This window comes from Meiothermus sp., assembly GCF_026004075.1.
Lineage (GTDB): Bacteria > Deinococcota > Deinococci > Deinococcales > Thermaceae > Meiothermus.
This window is the reverse complement of sequence record NZ_BPIK01000002.1, coordinates 1-14,427: the sequence shown is the minus strand read 5'-3', so window position 1 is coordinate 14,427 and position 14,427 is coordinate 1. Positions and strand designations below refer to the sequence as shown.

At 61.8% G+C, this 14,427-nt stretch carries 17 protein-coding genes, 2 tRNA genes and 1 pseudogene; 11 read left to right on the top strand and 9 right to left on the bottom strand.

Annotated features, from left to right (window positions below; translation table 11 throughout):
- Window positions 1-36: 36 nt before the first annotated feature.
- Together Q0X18_RS12370 and cax are read left to right on the top strand one after the other, a co-directional pair.
- Window positions 37-447 (top strand): GNAT family acetyltransferase, encoded by a 411-nt coding sequence (locus Q0X18_RS12370; RefSeq protein WP_297563117.1) that lies wholly within the window; start codon window positions 37-39, stop codon window positions 445-447.
- A gap of 114 nt (window positions 448-561) precedes the next feature.
- The gene (cax, locus tag Q0X18_RS12365; RefSeq protein ID WP_297563115.1) at window positions 562-1,629 is read left to right on the top strand and encodes a calcium/proton exchanger; all 1,068 of its coding nucleotides are present in this window, start codon (window positions 562-564) and stop codon (window positions 1,627-1,629) included.
- A 30-nt stretch (window positions 1,630-1,659) separates the two neighbouring features.
- Here cax and Q0X18_RS12360 read toward each other — a convergent pair whose 3' ends face one another.
- The 3 genes from Q0X18_RS12360 to Q0X18_RS12350 form a co-directional block, all read right to left on the bottom strand.
- Entirely contained in the window at window positions 1,660-2,115 is a 456-nt protein-coding gene (locus tag Q0X18_RS12360) for a DUF5317 domain-containing protein (RefSeq protein ID WP_297563990.1), read from the bottom strand.
- A 23-nt stretch (window positions 2,116-2,138) separates the two neighbouring features.
- Window positions 2,139-3,548, bottom strand: a complete 1,410-nt coding sequence (locus Q0X18_RS12355) for an HD-GYP domain-containing protein (protein WP_374707515.1) — start codon at window positions 3,546-3,548, stop codon at window positions 2,139-2,141.
- Window positions 3,549-3,987: 439 nt separating this feature from the next.
- On the bottom strand, window positions 3,988-4,332 hold the full coding sequence (locus Q0X18_RS12350; RefSeq protein ID WP_297562795.1) for a hypothetical protein: 345 nt from the start codon (window positions 4,330-4,332) through the stop codon (window positions 3,988-3,990).
- 129 nt (window positions 4,333-4,461) lie between these two features.
- Here Q0X18_RS12350 and Q0X18_RS12345 point away from each other — a divergent pair, with 129 nt between their 5' ends.
- Window positions 4,462-5,118: a sigma factor-like helix-turn-helix DNA-binding protein gene (locus Q0X18_RS12345; RefSeq protein WP_297562793.1), complete on the top strand. Its 657-nt coding sequence runs from the start codon at window positions 4,462-4,464 to the stop codon at window positions 5,116-5,118.
- 68 nt (window positions 5,119-5,186) lie between these two features.
- Here the strand turns inward: Q0X18_RS12345 and Q0X18_RS12340 are convergent.
- Together Q0X18_RS12340 and Q0X18_RS12335 are read right to left on the bottom strand one after the other, a co-directional pair.
- Window positions 5,187-5,263 (bottom strand) — tRNA-Val (locus tag Q0X18_RS12340).
- Window positions 5,264-5,312: 49 nt separating this feature from the next.
- Window positions 5,313-5,387 (bottom strand) — tRNA-Cys (locus tag Q0X18_RS12335).
- Window positions 5,388-5,476: 89 nt separating this feature from the next.
- On the opposite strand from Q0X18_RS12335, the gene Q0X18_RS12330 reads away from it, so the two are divergent.
- On the top strand, window positions 5,477-6,907 hold the full coding sequence (locus tag Q0X18_RS12330; protein ID WP_297562789.1) for an ATP cone domain-containing protein: 1,431 nt from the start codon (window positions 5,477-5,479) through the stop codon (window positions 6,905-6,907).
- 52 nt (window positions 6,908-6,959) lie between these two features.
- Window positions 6,960-7,895 (top strand): aldo/keto reductase, encoded by a 936-nt coding sequence (locus tag Q0X18_RS12325; RefSeq protein WP_297562787.1) that lies wholly within the window; start codon window positions 6,960-6,962, stop codon window positions 7,893-7,895.
- On the opposite strand, the gene Q0X18_RS12320 is transcribed toward Q0X18_RS12325, so the two are convergent.
- Together Q0X18_RS12320 and Q0X18_RS12315 are read right to left on the bottom strand one after the other, a co-directional pair.
- The gene (locus Q0X18_RS12320; RefSeq protein WP_297562785.1) at window positions 7,892-8,794 is read right to left on the bottom strand and encodes an ROK family protein; all 903 of its coding nucleotides are present in this window, start codon (window positions 8,792-8,794) and stop codon (window positions 7,892-7,894) included. The two genes, Q0X18_RS12325 and Q0X18_RS12320, sit on opposite strands and share 4 nt — an antisense overlap.
- The gene (locus tag Q0X18_RS12315) at window positions 8,791-9,081 is read right to left on the bottom strand and encodes a hypothetical protein (RefSeq protein ID WP_297562782.1); all 291 of its coding nucleotides are present in this window, start codon (window positions 9,079-9,081) and stop codon (window positions 8,791-8,793) included. Before Q0X18_RS12315 ends, Q0X18_RS12320 begins: the two co-directional genes overlap by 4 nt.
- A 144-nt stretch (window positions 9,082-9,225) precedes the next feature.
- On the opposite strand from Q0X18_RS12315, the pseudogene Q0X18_RS12310 reads away from it, so the two are divergent.
- The 4 genes and pseudogenes from Q0X18_RS12310 to Q0X18_RS12295 form a co-directional block, all read left to right on the top strand.
- A pseudogene (locus Q0X18_RS12310) lies at window positions 9,226-10,269 on the top strand (YifB family Mg chelatase-like AAA ATPase); the annotation flags it as partial.
- 97 nt (window positions 10,270-10,366) lie between these two features.
- On the top strand, window positions 10,367-10,669 hold the full coding sequence (locus Q0X18_RS12305; RefSeq protein WP_297563113.1) for a hypothetical protein: 303 nt from the start codon (window positions 10,367-10,369) through the stop codon (window positions 10,667-10,669).
- Between the two features lie 9 nt (window positions 10,670-10,678).
- The gene (locus Q0X18_RS12300; RefSeq protein ID WP_119361502.1) at window positions 10,679-11,191 is read left to right on the top strand and encodes a winged helix-turn-helix domain-containing protein; all 513 of its coding nucleotides are present in this window, start codon (window positions 10,679-10,681) and stop codon (window positions 11,189-11,191) included.
- Entirely contained in the window at window positions 11,191-11,751 is a 561-nt protein-coding gene (locus tag Q0X18_RS12295; protein WP_297563111.1) for an IS630 family transposase, read from the top strand. The genes Q0X18_RS12300 and Q0X18_RS12295 overlap by 1 nt, the downstream gene beginning before the upstream one ends.
- A 9-nt stretch (window positions 11,752-11,760) precedes the next feature.
- Here Q0X18_RS12295 and Q0X18_RS12290 read toward each other — a convergent pair whose 3' ends face one another.
- Both Q0X18_RS12290 and Q0X18_RS12285 read right to left on the bottom strand, forming a co-directional pair.
- A complete protein-coding gene (locus Q0X18_RS12290) occupies window positions 11,761-12,894 on the bottom strand; it encodes a recombinase family protein (protein ID WP_297563109.1) in 1,134 nt (377 codons plus the stop codon).
- Window positions 12,891-13,595, bottom strand: coding sequence for a helix-turn-helix transcriptional regulator (locus tag Q0X18_RS12285; protein WP_297563107.1), 705 nt, complete (start codon window positions 13,593-13,595; stop codon window positions 12,891-12,893). Before Q0X18_RS12285 ends, Q0X18_RS12290 begins: the two co-directional genes overlap by 4 nt.
- Before the next feature lie 62 nt (window positions 13,596-13,657).
- Here Q0X18_RS12285 and Q0X18_RS12280 point away from each other — a divergent pair, with 62 nt between their 5' ends.
- The gene (locus tag Q0X18_RS12280) at window positions 13,658-13,912 is read left to right on the top strand and encodes a helix-turn-helix domain-containing protein (protein ID WP_119358798.1); all 255 of its coding nucleotides are present in this window, start codon (window positions 13,658-13,660) and stop codon (window positions 13,910-13,912) included.
- Window positions 13,913-14,038: 126 nt separating this feature from the next.
- The coding region (locus Q0X18_RS12275) for a hypothetical protein (protein WP_297563105.1) at window positions 14,039-14,427 on the top strand (389 nt) is incomplete at its 3' end.

Below are 14,427 nucleotides of genomic sequence, written 5' to 3'. Positions count from 1 at the left end.
CTTTTTTCTGTGTGGGGTTTTGCGCTACTCTAAAGTATGCCCATCCGTGAGTTCCGCATGGCCGACTACACGAGTGTACTGGCCCTCTGGCAAGACGCGGGCCTGGAGCTCAACCCCTCGGATAGCTTCGAGGGGCTGCAGAAGAAGCTCGAGCGCGACCCCGATCTGTTCTTGGTGGTGGAGGAGGACGGCCAGATTCTGGGGGCCTTGCTGGCGGGCTACGACGGGCGGCGGGGCTGGCTGTACCACATGGCTGTCCACCCCTTTGGCCAGGGGCAGGGCTGGGGTAAGCGGATGCTGGAGGAGCTCGAGGCCCGCCTCAAAGCTAAGGGCTGCCAGAAGCTAAACCTTTTAGTCGAGCCATCCTACACCGGGGCCCAGGATTTCTTCGAGCGGCTCGGCTACCGCCGCGATGACCTGATCTTCATGGAGAAGTGGTTGGACTGAGTTGTGCCGAGCATCTGGGCTCTAGACGACGGGGTCGGTAAGGAATTGCGTCTTGCGCTCAAATACAAATAGAAGAACCGGCTATAAGCCCGATATCGGCGTAGAATAACCCTCATGTGGAACTACATTTTGCTGGGCTTTGTCCCTCTGGCGATTGCCCTGGAAGTGCTGCACGCCCCTGCGGTCTGGATTTTTCTGATCTCGGCCCTGGCCCTGCTGCCGCTGGCGGGTTTTATGGGCCGGGCCACCGAGGAGCTGGCGGCCCGTGCGGGCAGCACGGTGGGGGGGCTGCTCAACGCCACTTTTGGCAACGCGGCGGAGCTGATTATCGCCCTGGTGGCCCTGCTGGCGGGCAAGCTCGAGGTGGTAAAAGCCAGCATCACCGGCTCGATCCTCTCCAACCTTCTGCTAGTGCTGGGGCTCTCGATTTTTATGGGGGGGTTGCGCTACAGCACCCAGCGCTTCAACGCCAAAGCCGCGGGCGTGATGACCTCGCTGCTGACCCTCACCCTAATTGCCTTCATGCTGCCGGCCTTTTTTGACATCGCCGAGCGCAACTTTTTCAAGGTGTCGAACCCGGCCCTGCCCGACCAGATGTTCAGCCTGGCCACCGCTGGGGTGCTAATCCTGATTTACCTTGCCAACATCTACTTTTCGCTCAGAACCCACAAAGATTTGGTTTCGGGCCTGTCCGACGAGGCCCACCACGAGGCCCACTGGAGCCTGCCGGTGGCGGTGGGGGTGCTGGCAGCGGCCACGGTGGGGGTGGCGGTGATGGCCGAGTTTTTAGTGGGGAGCCTCGAGGAGGCCACCAAAACCCTGGGGCTTTCGGAATTCTTTGTGGGCATCATCCTGATTCCACTGGTGGGCAATGCTGCCGAGCACTTCGCGGCGGTAATTTTCGCCATGAAGAACAAGATGGATCTGGCAGTGCAGATTGCAGTGGGCTCTTCCTTGCAAATTGCCCTCCTGGTGGCCCCCATTCTGGTGATTGTGGGTTACCTGGCGGGCCGTCCTATGGACTTGGTGTTTCAAAATCCGCTAGAGCTTGCCGCCCTGGCAGCCTCGATTCTGGCCACCAATGCGGTGGTGCGGGATGGAGAAAGCCACTGGCTGGAAGGGGTAATGCTCTTGGGGGTATATGTGCTGCTGGGCTTCGCTTTCTTTTTCACGCCGAAATAGGAACAGTGCAGCACAATCAAAGCCGTCGTACTAGAAACTTAAGTCGATGTCTATAGGTTCCTGTGCCTTTCTTTTGCTTTCCAACGCCCCACCCACGATGGTGAGTGCGATGCCCACCATCAGGTACACGTCGCCCAGGCTAATTACGTTGGTGTAGCCCAGCACGTGCACCGGAATAATGTCGGCCAGAAACCATAGCTGTGTGGAGCCGGTCATCAGGGTATGGACGGCGTCGTACTGCTGCTGGAGTTTGGGGATATAGGACTCCAACCCCACCCTATACAGCGCCTCGCTGCTTACAGGCATATGCCCTCTATTGGCGAAAATAACTAGCGCGTTACACAAAAGCCCCAGCCCCACAAACCACAGCCCGCGCAGATGGGCATTGACCCACACACCATAGCCCACCAGCAGCAGCACCAGGGCTTTGGCGACTGGGCCGGCAATTTCGGGGGCCACCAGGCCGCGAACGGTGGCAAAGGCCAGGCCCCCTTCCAGCAGCGCTGCTGCTACGAAGGCCCAGGCCGACCTGAGCTCGAGGCTGGCGATATCGCGGAGACTTGCCCGGAGCCCGAGCGCAAGGGCAATCCCGATAAGTGCGCTGGCAAGGTATAGCGTCGTAAGAATTCCTCCCGATCCTTCCAGATGGGGTCTTCGTGCCACAGGGCCTCGAAGTGCTTGACCACCTGCGGGTCGAACTGCCGCCCCGCTTGCATGATTATCTCATTAAGGGCTTCCTGGGGCGTTTTGGCCGGGCTGTAAGCCCGGCCTGCGGTCATGGCCTCGTAGGCGTCGGCCAGCGCTACTATGCGCGCCCAGAGTGGAATTTGCTCCTCCTTAAGCCGACTGGGATAGCCGCTACCATCCCAACGTTCGTGGTGATGGGCGATGACACCCTGTACCTCCTTGGATAACCGGCTTTGCATGGGGTGGAGCACCTCGAGGCCTTTGGTGGGATGGGTTTTGATGAGATCAAACTCCTCTGGGGTTAGCTTGCCGGGCTTGAGCAGGATGGAGTCTGGGATGGCTACTTTGCCAATGTCGTGGATGCGGGCGGCATAGGTGATGCGCTTTACATCCTGCTCGTCGAAGCCCATCCGCTTGGCGATGCTGCCGGCGATGGCCGCCACCCGCTCGGAGTGCAGCCGGGTGAAGGGGTCTTTGGCGTCCAGGGCCGCCACCAGCACCTCGATGGTGTCGTCGAAGGCCGCCTCGATCTTCACCTTTTCGTCCCAGTAGAAGCGCGAGAAGTAGAGCAAAAGCATCATAAAGAGTACCGTAAACCCGCCCCAGCCCCAGATGAGGGGGGTCTGGTAGGCCTTGGCCAGCAGCAGGCCGATGGGGGCCTGCACCAGGTAACTCACCCAGAGCCAGCCGAAGTTTTCAAACCAGACCTTGCGCAGGCTGGCCCCGCTGGCCAGGTAGATTATGTAGGTGACGCTCCCGACGTTCACAAAAAAGTACACCAGCGAGGCGGCCAGAATCCCCGCGGCCTCCTGCAGGTAGGGGTGGGCGCCAAAGTGGGCCTGCGCCCAGCCCCAGGCCAGGCCGGCCAGGCCGGTGGCCAGGCCCGACTGGGTGCGGTTGAAAAGGTCTTTGTACCAGGTGTAGCCGGGGCGGCCGAAGTCCTTGTTGAAGCTAAATACAAACACCAGGCCCGCGGCCAGCCCGGGGGGGAAGAGGGTGATGGCGGCCAGGGCCACCACATATGCATGAGACATAGACGCGTTAAAAGGCAGCGTAACTGCCACACGCTTAGAAAGAATAATCAAGATGACCCAGAAGGTTATATCTAGAGCACTGGGAAGATGAGCACTGGGGCGCGGTAGTAGCAGGTAAATCAGTCCAACAAAAGCCCCTAACAGCACTAGCAAGAAGATCAGAACGCGCAGGGGAGGCAGCGGAAACAGGGCCTTCACCCCTGTAGTCTAGGGTAAAAACCAAAGCAAACAGGTGCGGTTTGCACCACCGCACCCGCGAAGGCGTTACGTAGTTACTGCCAATCCGCACCAGCACCAGCGGCTGCGGCCAGGGCAACCAGGGCGGCGATCAGGGTGGCGATCTTGAAGGCGAGCTTTTTCATAGTTTCCTCCTCCTAGACGGCGTGGAAGCGCTTTTGTTTTTTGACTTCCAACCTTGGACAAGACAATACACCACCCCTCCCTGTGTGGTCAACGCACACAGGGATACGTGCACTTGGTTTATAATGTGCCTACATTACAATACAGCTCAATTTTGCCTTGCCTACCGAAGTAGACGTCCTTTAGCTTAGGGGCTGCTTGGGGGCCAGGCTGTGATTTTTGCACATCAAAAAGCCCCCAGGCGTTACGTGGCGACCCTGTCTTTTTTCAGCCCGCTCTAGGAAAGGGCCACATCGAAGGTGGCCTGGTCGAGGGTTAGCTCGAGCCGGTGTTTGGCTAGGTTGTCTACGGTCAGGCGAAAACCTGCTTTGGGAGTCAGTTCTGCGGTTTGAAGGGGGGTGCCCTGGGGGTCAAGCAGCGTGACCTTGCCCGTGCTAAACGAAACCCCACCTTCGCGCAGCACCTGACCGACCAGGAGACCTTGCGCGCTGTCTTGTTTGTAGCTGAGGTCGAGGTAGTAGTCGGCAGCCTGGAAGAGCTTAGTCCAACCGGTGCCGGGTGCGGTACGCAGCCCTGGGTGGGTACCTTCGGAGGTTAGGATGAGAATGGCTTGTTGTTTCATATGCTCCTGCCTGTAATGCTTTGCCGTTGAGACGCTTTGACCTGCAATCTTGCTGGTTTAGGTGCAGAAATTGCCCAGTAGCACCTGATATGCCATTATAATCGAAAAGGTGAGGAGTTCCTAGAACATATGCCTAAAAAAACACCTGGGCAATACTTCCTCAGTAAGGGCGTACCACCGACCAAGCTGGCCGAACACCTCGAGCAACTTTATCCGCTCGAGCGCGAGGTTCTGCTGGCCAGGGCTGCGGGCGAAACCTTGCGGGCCATTGGTGTGCGGCTAAGCCTGACCCCCGAGGGGGTGCGCCAGGTTGAGATCCGGGCCCTAAAAAAGCTCCGGGAAGAAGACATCACCGCGCAAGCCCAGGGCCGCCGCTTTCGCCTGGCGGTTGAGCAGCGCCTGGGAATGCCGCTGGAGGAAGCAGTTAAGGAACTGCCCGAACCCCAGCCTATGCTGGTTCTGGCCTATGCCAAGGGCGAACCACTGGCAGATCTGGCCCCTACCCTGGGCCTGAGCATTACCGAGGCTACCGCCCTGCGCGATCGGGCGGTGTCACATTTGCTGGGGCAGGAACGGGGCTCGAGGGCCGGCAAATGGGCCGAGCTAAAAGCAGCGGTGGCTGCTGCGCTCATTGAAAGCCCCCTCACCTACGACGACCTCGAGGCCCGCTTCCCCATGTCCCGTCGGCGTTTGATGAAGCTAATGCAGGAGCTGGTCAACGAAGGCCGGGCCGAGCTGAGCGACGAATACCCTTTCCGTTTTTTAGGGGTTCAATCGGCTGACTAGGCGTTGTTTATTGCATCAAAACCCCCTTTATGCACTCTTTGCATAAAGGGGGTTTATCGTGCTGGACGTGGTGGGCGCGATTGGACTCGAACCAACGACCCCTACCGTGTCAAGGTAGTGCTCTAGCCATCTGAGCTACGCGCCCGCATAAGGCTTCAATCCGGTATTCTCGCCTAAAACAAGCGGAGAACCTTTGGAGGCGCTGACCGGATTCGAACCGGTGAATGGAGGTTTTGCAGACCTCTGCCTTACCACTTGGCTACAGCGCCGCAGTTGCTGCCCCTCGAGGGGTTCAGCAACCGTTAGGTTAGCACCTACGAATGGGGTGTGTCAAACCTTTTTCGGGTACGATTGAACCGTGCGCGAAGTGTTTATCAAGACGCCGGGAGGGTTTCGCTGGCCGTTTTCGAAGGGGCTTCTGGTGGAGTCCATGATGATGGCGGGCCTCAAGATGGAGCCGGCTATGTCGGTGGCCCACACCATCGAGGAACAACTGCGGGCCCGCAAAAAGCCAGAAGTTACTGCCCTGGCGCTCAAAAAAATGCTGATTCAAGAGGTGGAAAAAAACTTTGGCCCCGAGATGGCCGAACGGCTCAGGGGCCAGACCCAGGCCTTTGAAGACATTGTGGTTCGGGAGGGCTACCGCCGCCGGCCTTTCTCCAAGGGGGTGCTGGTGCGCAGCCTGGAGGATGCGGGGTTCTCTATGCGCGAGGCCCAGACCATTGCCCGCTCGCTGGAAAACCGCCTGCGCCGCAGTGGGGTGCGCTCGATTGATGCCGATGAGCTGGAGCGGCGTATTGCAGCCGAGATCGAAGAGCTATTTGGGCCTGCTGCAAAAAACCGCTATGCCGGAAGGCAGGCCTTGGCCGGAGAAATTTTTGTGGAGGAAGGGGAAGGTGAGCCGCGGGTGCCTTTCTCCAAAGGGGTACTGGCCCAGTCGGTAATGGCGGTGGGGCTATCGCCCGATGCGGCCTACCGGCTGGCCCGCGATGTGGAACGCCGCTTGCGCGATAGCGGTTCGACTGTGGTCAAGCGCGACTACCTGCGTAAAGCGGTCTCGGAAGAGCTCATGGAGGAAGCCGGGGAAGAGGTAGCCCGCCGCTATCACCTGCTACGAAGCATTCGACGGGCGGTTAAGCCGGTGCATCTGCTGATTGGAGGGGTGGCCGGGGTAGGGAAGAGCGTGCTGGCCTCGGCCCTGGCCTATCGGCTGGGCATTACCCGCATGATTTCAACCGATGCGGTACGGGAAATACTGCGGGCGACCATCCCCAAAGACCTGCTGCCCACCCTGCACACCAGCAGTTTTGAGTCGTGGCGGGTGCTGACCACGCCTCAGAAAGCCGAACCCAGCGCAGCGCTGGTAATGCAGGGGTTTCGTGATCAGGTCTCGAGGGTGGCGGTGGGTCTGCGGGCCATTCAGGAGCGCAGCGCCCGGGAAAAAACCTCGCTGGTGGTGGAGGGTGTGCACGTGGTGCCGGGCTACATGACCCACCAGTACCAGCACGAGGTCATTCAGATTCCCATTATGCTGGTGCTCGAGGACGAGGCCCTGCACCGCGACCGCTTTGCCCTGCGTGAACGAGAGACCGGGGGGTCGCGCACCAGTGGGGCTTATGCGCAGCACTTCGGCGAAATTCGCCTCATCCAGCAGCACCTGATTGAACTTGCTCGAGGTGCCGGGGTTCCCCTTATTCCGGCCGAGAACCTGGATCGGGCCATTGAAAAAGGCCTCGAGGTGATTGTAGACCGGCTGCAAGAGGCCTATTTCGATGTGGTGCAGGGGTAGCCTGGCTCATACGTCACATACCCGGGCCGGATGGGCAAGGTAGGCTCGAGGGGTGAGCGAGCAGATTCAGATCAAGGGACTTCCGGCCATCCCGCCCATGGGTATCGGCACCTGGCAGTGGGGCGACCGGCTGGTCTGGGGCTACGGCAATGGCTACCAGGCAGGCGATACCGAGGCAGCCTACCGGGCGGCCTTGCAGGGTGGGGTACGGCTTTTTGACACCGCCGAGTTTTATGGTTTTGGTCTTTCGGAAAGGCTAATCGGGCGCTTCTACCACGCTTATGAGCCCAAGCCCCTGGTGGTGAGCAAACTGTTTCCCTACCCCTGGCGCTTCTCCCGCAAAACGCTGTTTGCTGCGCTTAAAAAAAGCCTGCAGCGCTTGCAGATGCAGCAGCTAGATCTGTACCTGCTGCACTGGCCCTGGAAGCCGGTTCCGCTCGAGCAATGGGCGCTTTCGCTGGCCGAAGCCTACGAGCAGGGGCTGACCCGGGCGGTAGGGGTCTCCAACCATAACCTCCAGCAGCTTGAACGCGTGGCTAAGGTACTCGATCGGCACCGGGTGCCGCTGGCTGTCAACCAGGTGGAATACCACCTGCTCGAGCGCAAACCTGAACAGACGGGCCTTTTGCGTGCCATGCAGGCCGAGGGTATCGTGCTGATGGCCTACAGCCCGCTGGCTATGGGCTGGCTAACCGGCAAGTATAGCCTGGACAACCCCCCACCAGGCCGCTACCGGGCCCAGCGCTATGTCACCCGCAAGGCCCAGATTCCCGCACTGCTTCAGGCTCTTAACGAGATCGCCGAGTCGCTGGGCGCCACCCCCGCCCAGGTGGCCCTGCGCTGGTGCATACAAAAAGGCACCCTGCCCATTCCGGGTGCAAAAAACGCGCGCCAGGCCGAGGGAAACGCTGGGGCTTTGCGAATCTGCCTTTCCGAGGCGCAGATGGCCCGGCTGGATGCTTTGAGCAGTGGGGAAGGGTCGGGTTAGAGCTCGCCCACCTCGAGGGCCGCGGTCAGGGCCGCTCCCAACAACCCGGCCTCGCTCCCCAGCTTGGCCAGGTGGAGGGGTGGGGTGATCCAGTTCTCCATGTAGCGCTGGTAGCTGCGCTGCACCTCCTCGAGGTAGGCCGGCCCTGCGTTGAGGGCCACCCCGCCGCCCAGGACGATAACTTCGGGGTCGTAGCACTTGACCAGCGAGGCCAGCGCGATGCCCACCCAGCTTGCGGCCTGCAGCACGATGCGGCTGGCCCGGGGGTCGCCCTGCTGGAACAGCGCGAACAGCTCGCGGGTGCTCATCTCGCGCTTGAAGGAGGCCAGGGCCATGCGCTCCATGGCCGGGCCGGTAGCCAGGGCCTCGAGGCAGCCATCCAGCCCACAGCCGCACAGGGGGCCGCCCGGCTGCATGGTGATGTGCCCAATCTCGCCCCCCTGGCCGTTCACACCGCGCAGCACCTTGTTGCCCCAGACAAAGCCGCCCCCCACCCCGGTCGAGACGGTCATGTAGAGGGTGCTTTCGGCGCCCTGGGCGGCTCCCAGCTTGTGCTCGGCCAGGGCTGCGGCGTTGGCGTCGTTTTCCATGTAGACCTTGTAGCCGGTGGCCTGCTCGAGCAACTCCACAATGGGGAAATCGGTAAAGTTGGCGATGTTGGGGGCAAACTTGATCCGGCCCCGCTTGAAGTCGAGGGGCCCCGGCGTGCCCAGGCCGATGGCTTGCACGGCTACGCCCCCGGCCTCGATGGCGGCCTTGGCGGCCTGGGCCATGGCCTCGATTACGGCCTGGCCGCCTTCTTCCGGCGTGGGTACGGTCACCTTGGCCTTAATCACGCCCTCGCTGAACACCCCCGCCATAATCTTGGTTCCGCCTAGGTCAATTCCCACTACGCTCATGATGCTTCTCCTTGGTGGTCTCGCTCGAGAATCAGGGTGGCCTCGTGGTAGAGGGCCTCGGGCACCCAGAGGCTCACATCCCCGGTGTAGGTGCCCAGGTAGGCTTCGGGCAGGCTAAAGGGGGTCTCGAGGTAAACCGGAATCCGGCTTTGTTCCAACCGGGTCTTGATGCCCTCGGCAATAACCCTGGGTGCCGATACAAACAGCACGTACGGTACTTCCCCAATCAAGCGACGGGGGATGGCGTTGTCCTGGTCTTCCGCACCCATGTCGTGATGGTCGTTCATTGGCTAACAGCATAACAGCCACTTGCGGGAGGGGAGAGGTTTGTGGGGTGGAGGGTACGCCAAGCCCTAAGCTGTTTGGGACGCTCGACCTTGGCAATTACCTAAGATTTGCAAAGCTTCCCGCTAAGCTGGAGGGCGGTAGCTATGCTGGCGCAAGTACGAACCTATAGCTTATTTGGCCTCGAGGCCCAGCCCATCACGGTCGAGGTAGACGTTTCGCAGGGCATGCCTTTTTATGCGGTGGTGGGATTGCCCGACAAAGCCGTGGAGGAGTCGCGGGAGCGGGTGCGGGCGGCCCTCAAGAACGCTGGGTTTCCCTACCCCCAGGGGCGGGTGGTGATCAACCTGGCCCCGGCCGAGCTGCGTAAAGAAGGCACCCACTACGACCTACCCATCGCGTTGGGGCTGCTCTGCGCGCAGGGGGTCATTCCGCTCGAGGCCCTGCAAGGTTTTGCGGCGGCGGGTGAGCTGGGCCTGGACGGCGAGCTGCGCGCGGTGCCCGGTGCGGTGAACCTGGCTTTGGGGGCCTACCAGGAGGGCTACCAACTTCTGATGCCCCAGGCCTCGGCCCAGGAAGCCGCCCTCATCGAGGGGGTGAAGGTGTTCGGAGCAGCCCACCTGGCCCAGGTGGTGCGCTTCTTGCAAGGCCAGGAAGACCTGGCCCCCACCCGCCCCAGCCCGGAGTCTGAACCTGCTGAAGTGGCCCTCGACCTGCTGGACGTGAAGGGCCAGGCCAAGGCCAAGCGGGCCCTGGAAATTGCCGCAGCCGGTGCCCACCACCTGCTCATGACCGGTACCCCTGGCTCGGGCAAGACCATGCTGGCCAAGCGCATAGTGGGGCTGCTCCCACCCTTGCAAAATCAGGAGGCGCTCGAGGTCACCCGCATTCATTCCGCCGCCGGACGGCTCTTGCGCGGCCTGATCCAGACCCCACCCTTCCGCAGCCCGCACCACACCGTCTCCGATGCGGGCCTGATCGGCGGGGGCACCATTCCCAAACCGGGTGAAATTTCCCTGGCCCACCGGGGGGTGCTCTTCCTGGACGAGTTCCCCGAGTTTTCCCGCGATGCCCTGGAGGTGCTGCGCCAGCCCCTGGAGGACGGGGTGGTGACCATCTCGCGGGCCCGGGCCAGCTTCACCTATCCTGCGCGGTTTTTGCTGATTGCGGCCATGAACCCCTGCCCGTGTGAGGTGCAATCTGCCCGAACCGGTAACGCACCTCAACCTCGACCTCTCCCTTTCCGGGCCGCACGGTTACTCCCTCCACCAGCTCTCGTGCCACGGCTTGCTTCTCTTCCGGGGTAAGGCGGTCTATCCGATCACGCAGGCGGGCCGAGAGGCTCTCCAGGGAGTGGAGGGCTTCCTTGCGCTGGCGCTCGGCGATGGAGCGCTGCCGGGCTGTTTCCACGCTCGCCTGGACTTCCCGGACGCGGGCGTCCAGATCTTCGAGGCGGGCGTAGTAGGTTTCCTTTTCCACCCCTCCCTCCAGATAAAGATCCAGCAGGCGGGCCCGGGCTTCGAAGAGGGCCTGCAGGCGTTTTTCCAGCAAGGAGACCTCATAAGAAATCTTCAAGACTCTTTCCACTAAAATGGAGCCATGCAACTGGCCCAACATCAGCGCCGCCCCCGGTTGGAACTCCAACTGCGACACCATCCGGATAACCTCCACGCCCTCTACCGGGAGTCCCAAGACCACACCGAACGCGCCCGCTGGCACGCTCTCTGGCTGCTGGCCAGGGGTCAGAGCATCCCCGAGGTAGCCAGGAATCTGGGCTATACCGATCGCTGGGTGCGTCAGGTAATCCACCGCTACAATCAGGGCCTGCCCATGAAGAATCTGCGGCACGAGAACAAAGGCCGGGCCCCCCTCGTACCGCCCGAACTCCAGGAGGGCTTCCGCCAGGCCCTCCTCCAGCCCCATCCCAGGGACGGGCTTTGGAGCATTCGCAACGCTGCGGAGTGGCTGGCTGAAAGGCTGGGACGTCCGGTGGATGGGCGGCGGGCCTGGTACTGGATGCGTCGCCTGGGCCTGGCCCCGCTGCGCCCCCGGCCGCGCCACCGGGAGGCGGATGCGAAGCGGCAGGAGGCTTTCAAAAAAAGCTCTTTCTGATGGTTTTCCTGTTCAGGTTGCTCTTTCCTGAACTGGAGTTGGAGGTGTGGGGCTTTGATGAGCACCGAATAGGGCTGAAGCCCATCCGCCGACGGGTATGGGCCTTGCGAGGGAGGACGCCGCTAGCGCAGGAGCGGCCCCGCTATCGCTGGCTGTATGTGTACGCCTTCATAAGACCGGGTACGGGGGAAAGCGAGTACTGGCTGCTGCCCTCGGTCTCGGTGGAGGGGTTCCAGTTGGTGTTGGAGGCCTTTGCCCGGCTACGGGGGGCGGGGGCGGGCAAGCTGGTACTGGTGGTGCTGGATCAGGCTGGCTGGCACACCTCGGGGCGGGTGGAGCCAGCCAAGGGCCTGGGGCTGTGTTATCTGCCACCCTACTCGCCCGAGTTGCAGCCGGTAGAACGAACCTGGGGGCTCATTGACGCGGTCGTGGCCAATGGGCAGGTGCAGGATGAAGAGGAGCTGTGGGCCAAGGTGGAAGCCCGGTGCGCTTACCTACAAACCCAGCCCGCGCTTATCCAGAGCTACACCCTATTTCACTGGTGGCCGGGGGGATGTTAGGGGAATGAATCAAAAGGATTTCATATCATTCCTTTCCGGGGATTCCTCATTCACAAAAGCCTGCAAAGCCTCACCAGGGTTCAGAAGGAAGGTGCGGATGTCCTGCCAGATGCTCTCCTCAAGCTCTGCCCGGCGCACATGAGGAGCGGTACAGCGCATGGAGGGGATGGGAGAAGCCTGGCGGTTCACACGCCCCACACAGGCGTAATAGTCGCTTGAGCCCACATATGCCCGCCCGCAGACTCCGCAGCGAATGAGCCCTTTGAGCAGGTACACGCTGCGGGCGTTACGCGCGGCGAACAGGGCGTTTCGGGCTAGCTGCTCCTGGGCAGCCTGGAAAAGCGCGGGTTCTACCAGGGGCGGTACCGCTACCGGCACCAGATCGGGCTGAGGCTTGCGGGTGCGCTTGCCGTAGGTGTACTCCCCGATATACGTGCGGTTCTTGAGGATGCGCAGCACCCCGCCTCCCCGCCAGACCCCGGCGGTGCGTCTGCCCCGCACCCCGCGCCCCTCACGCCGGTACTTGGGAGGTACGCCCAGGCGGTTGAGCTCCTGGGCAACCCGCTCGGTGCTCCAGCCCCGTTCAGCAACCCAGGTAAATATCTGCCGCACCACCGCTCCCTCCTCGGGCTGGGGCGTCAGGCGACCGTCCTCAACGGTGTAGCCGTAGGGCACGATACCTCCCAGATACCGACCGCTCTGTGCGGCTTTGCGAAGGCCCAGTCGGCTGCGTTCGGCGAAGGTGTCCCGCTCCCACTCGGCGAAGACCGCCATGATTCCCAGCACCGCCTTACCGATGGAGGTGGTGGTGTTGATATTCGGCTCGGAGTAGCTCATGAGGCCCACGCCACACTGCTCCAACCGCTCGATGAGGTCGTAGGCTAGACGCACCTTGCGGGCCAGCCGATCCAGCCGGTAGACCAGCACCACCGCAAAACGTCCCTCCTGTGCGTCCGCGAGCAGGCGGGTCAGGGCAGGGCGATCCTCCTGGGCTCCTGAGTAGCCAGGGTCGGTGTAGGTGGCCGCTACCTCATACCCCAGTACCTCAGCCCAGCGCGTGAGCACCTCCTTCTGAGCCTCGAGGGAGTAGCGCTCAACCTGCTCCTCGGTGGATACGCGGGTATATATAGCGCACTGCCTCATGGCTGGCGGAACTCCCCATGAACGATGCCCACCGGAACATACGCGGCCTTCCGGCCCGCAGGTGTCTGGAGTGAGCCGTCGGGCAGAAGCCAGAAGGTTGCCCCGGTGCCCCCGACCGGACGTACCAGACTGGCCTCGGAGGGGAGGCGGAAAATCAGGGGGCGGCGGATTTCCTCGACAAAGCCGAGCAGGGTAACGCCCCGTTCCAGAACCGCTCTGCGTTCGACCACCAGTACAGAGCCCTCGCTAAGCTGCAACTCCTCTGAGCGCAGCGCCTCCCGCTCCAGCAAGGCCAGAAAGAAGCTGGTGTAGCCCGGGCGGGTTGGAAGCAGGCGGGTGTCCAGGTAGCTTCTGCTGGGCGCTTCCTCCCCCACGCACGCGGGGGCCAGGGCAGGGTAGTAGGGTATGGCGACAACGCCAGGGGCAGAGGGTGCAAACTCTTCCGCTGTGCCCTCGCCGAACAGCACTTCAATCGAGGGCAGGTGCAGGGTGCGCAGCAGAGCCTGTAAACGCCCCACGCTCATGTCGCGAATGTCGTGGGCTCCTCGCTCGAGCTTGGCAACAAGGGAAGGGGAAACTCCGGCGGCCAGGGCCAGGCCTTCGCGGGAATAACCCAGTTTCTCACGCCGGGCCTGCAGAAGTCGGGCCCACTGGGGTGTGTGGATTTCTGTAGGGGCTGTACGGAAACTTTTCTTAGGCATATACAGTAGTTTATTACATGTAATATATTGCTAGCAGGTTAGTAATATGTTACCATGCTGGCATGGGCCAACCCAACATCATCCGTCGGCTGCGGCTGCGTGCTGGTTTGAGCCAGGAGTCGCTGGCAATGGGAGCTGGTATTACGTTGTCGCTACTTACCAAGTACGAGCAAGGCAGGATACGGCGGCCCTCGCTGGTTTGCAGTCACAAGCTGGCGAGGGTGCTGGCGTCGCGGCTGGGCGTTAGCGAGGAGAGGCTGCTGTTACAGATCGCGGAGGGGTTCGAGTGCCACCTAGATCACGACGTGTCCGATTAGTGCGTCAGTACAGCGAAAACGGAGATTTCTCATCATTCGTCCGGCGAGCGCTGGAAATCGTGCTAGCGTCAGTAGATGACCAGGGTGCGCAGGGCGCACCACGACGTGATGCAAATGGAGAGAGATTTGTTGGAGAGAGATTTGTTCTTGCTGACACCCCGCCACAAGCGCCTGGCGGTGAGCCTCCCGGCGGGCAGAATCGCAGAGCTGCTGCGCTCTGCCCAGGAGATGCGGTCACGGCTCCCGGACACCCGACCTCTTCCGGAGATCGCCTTCGATCTGGAAGGGATGGGGATGATGCTGCACCCGCTGTCCCTGCTCCCTGACGCACTCCAGGAGGTGCTGGAGATGGCCTGCAGGGCCCGCTTTGCCTGTCAGGCTTTGGGCATGGAAATGGGCGGGCGGCTCCTGGTGTCTGTGGGGCTGGCCTGGCTCGAGGTGCAGGTCTGGCGCGGAGAAAGCCTGGAGGTGCTCGTCCACGAGCTGGAGGAGGTGGAGAGTGAAGGACACCCTGA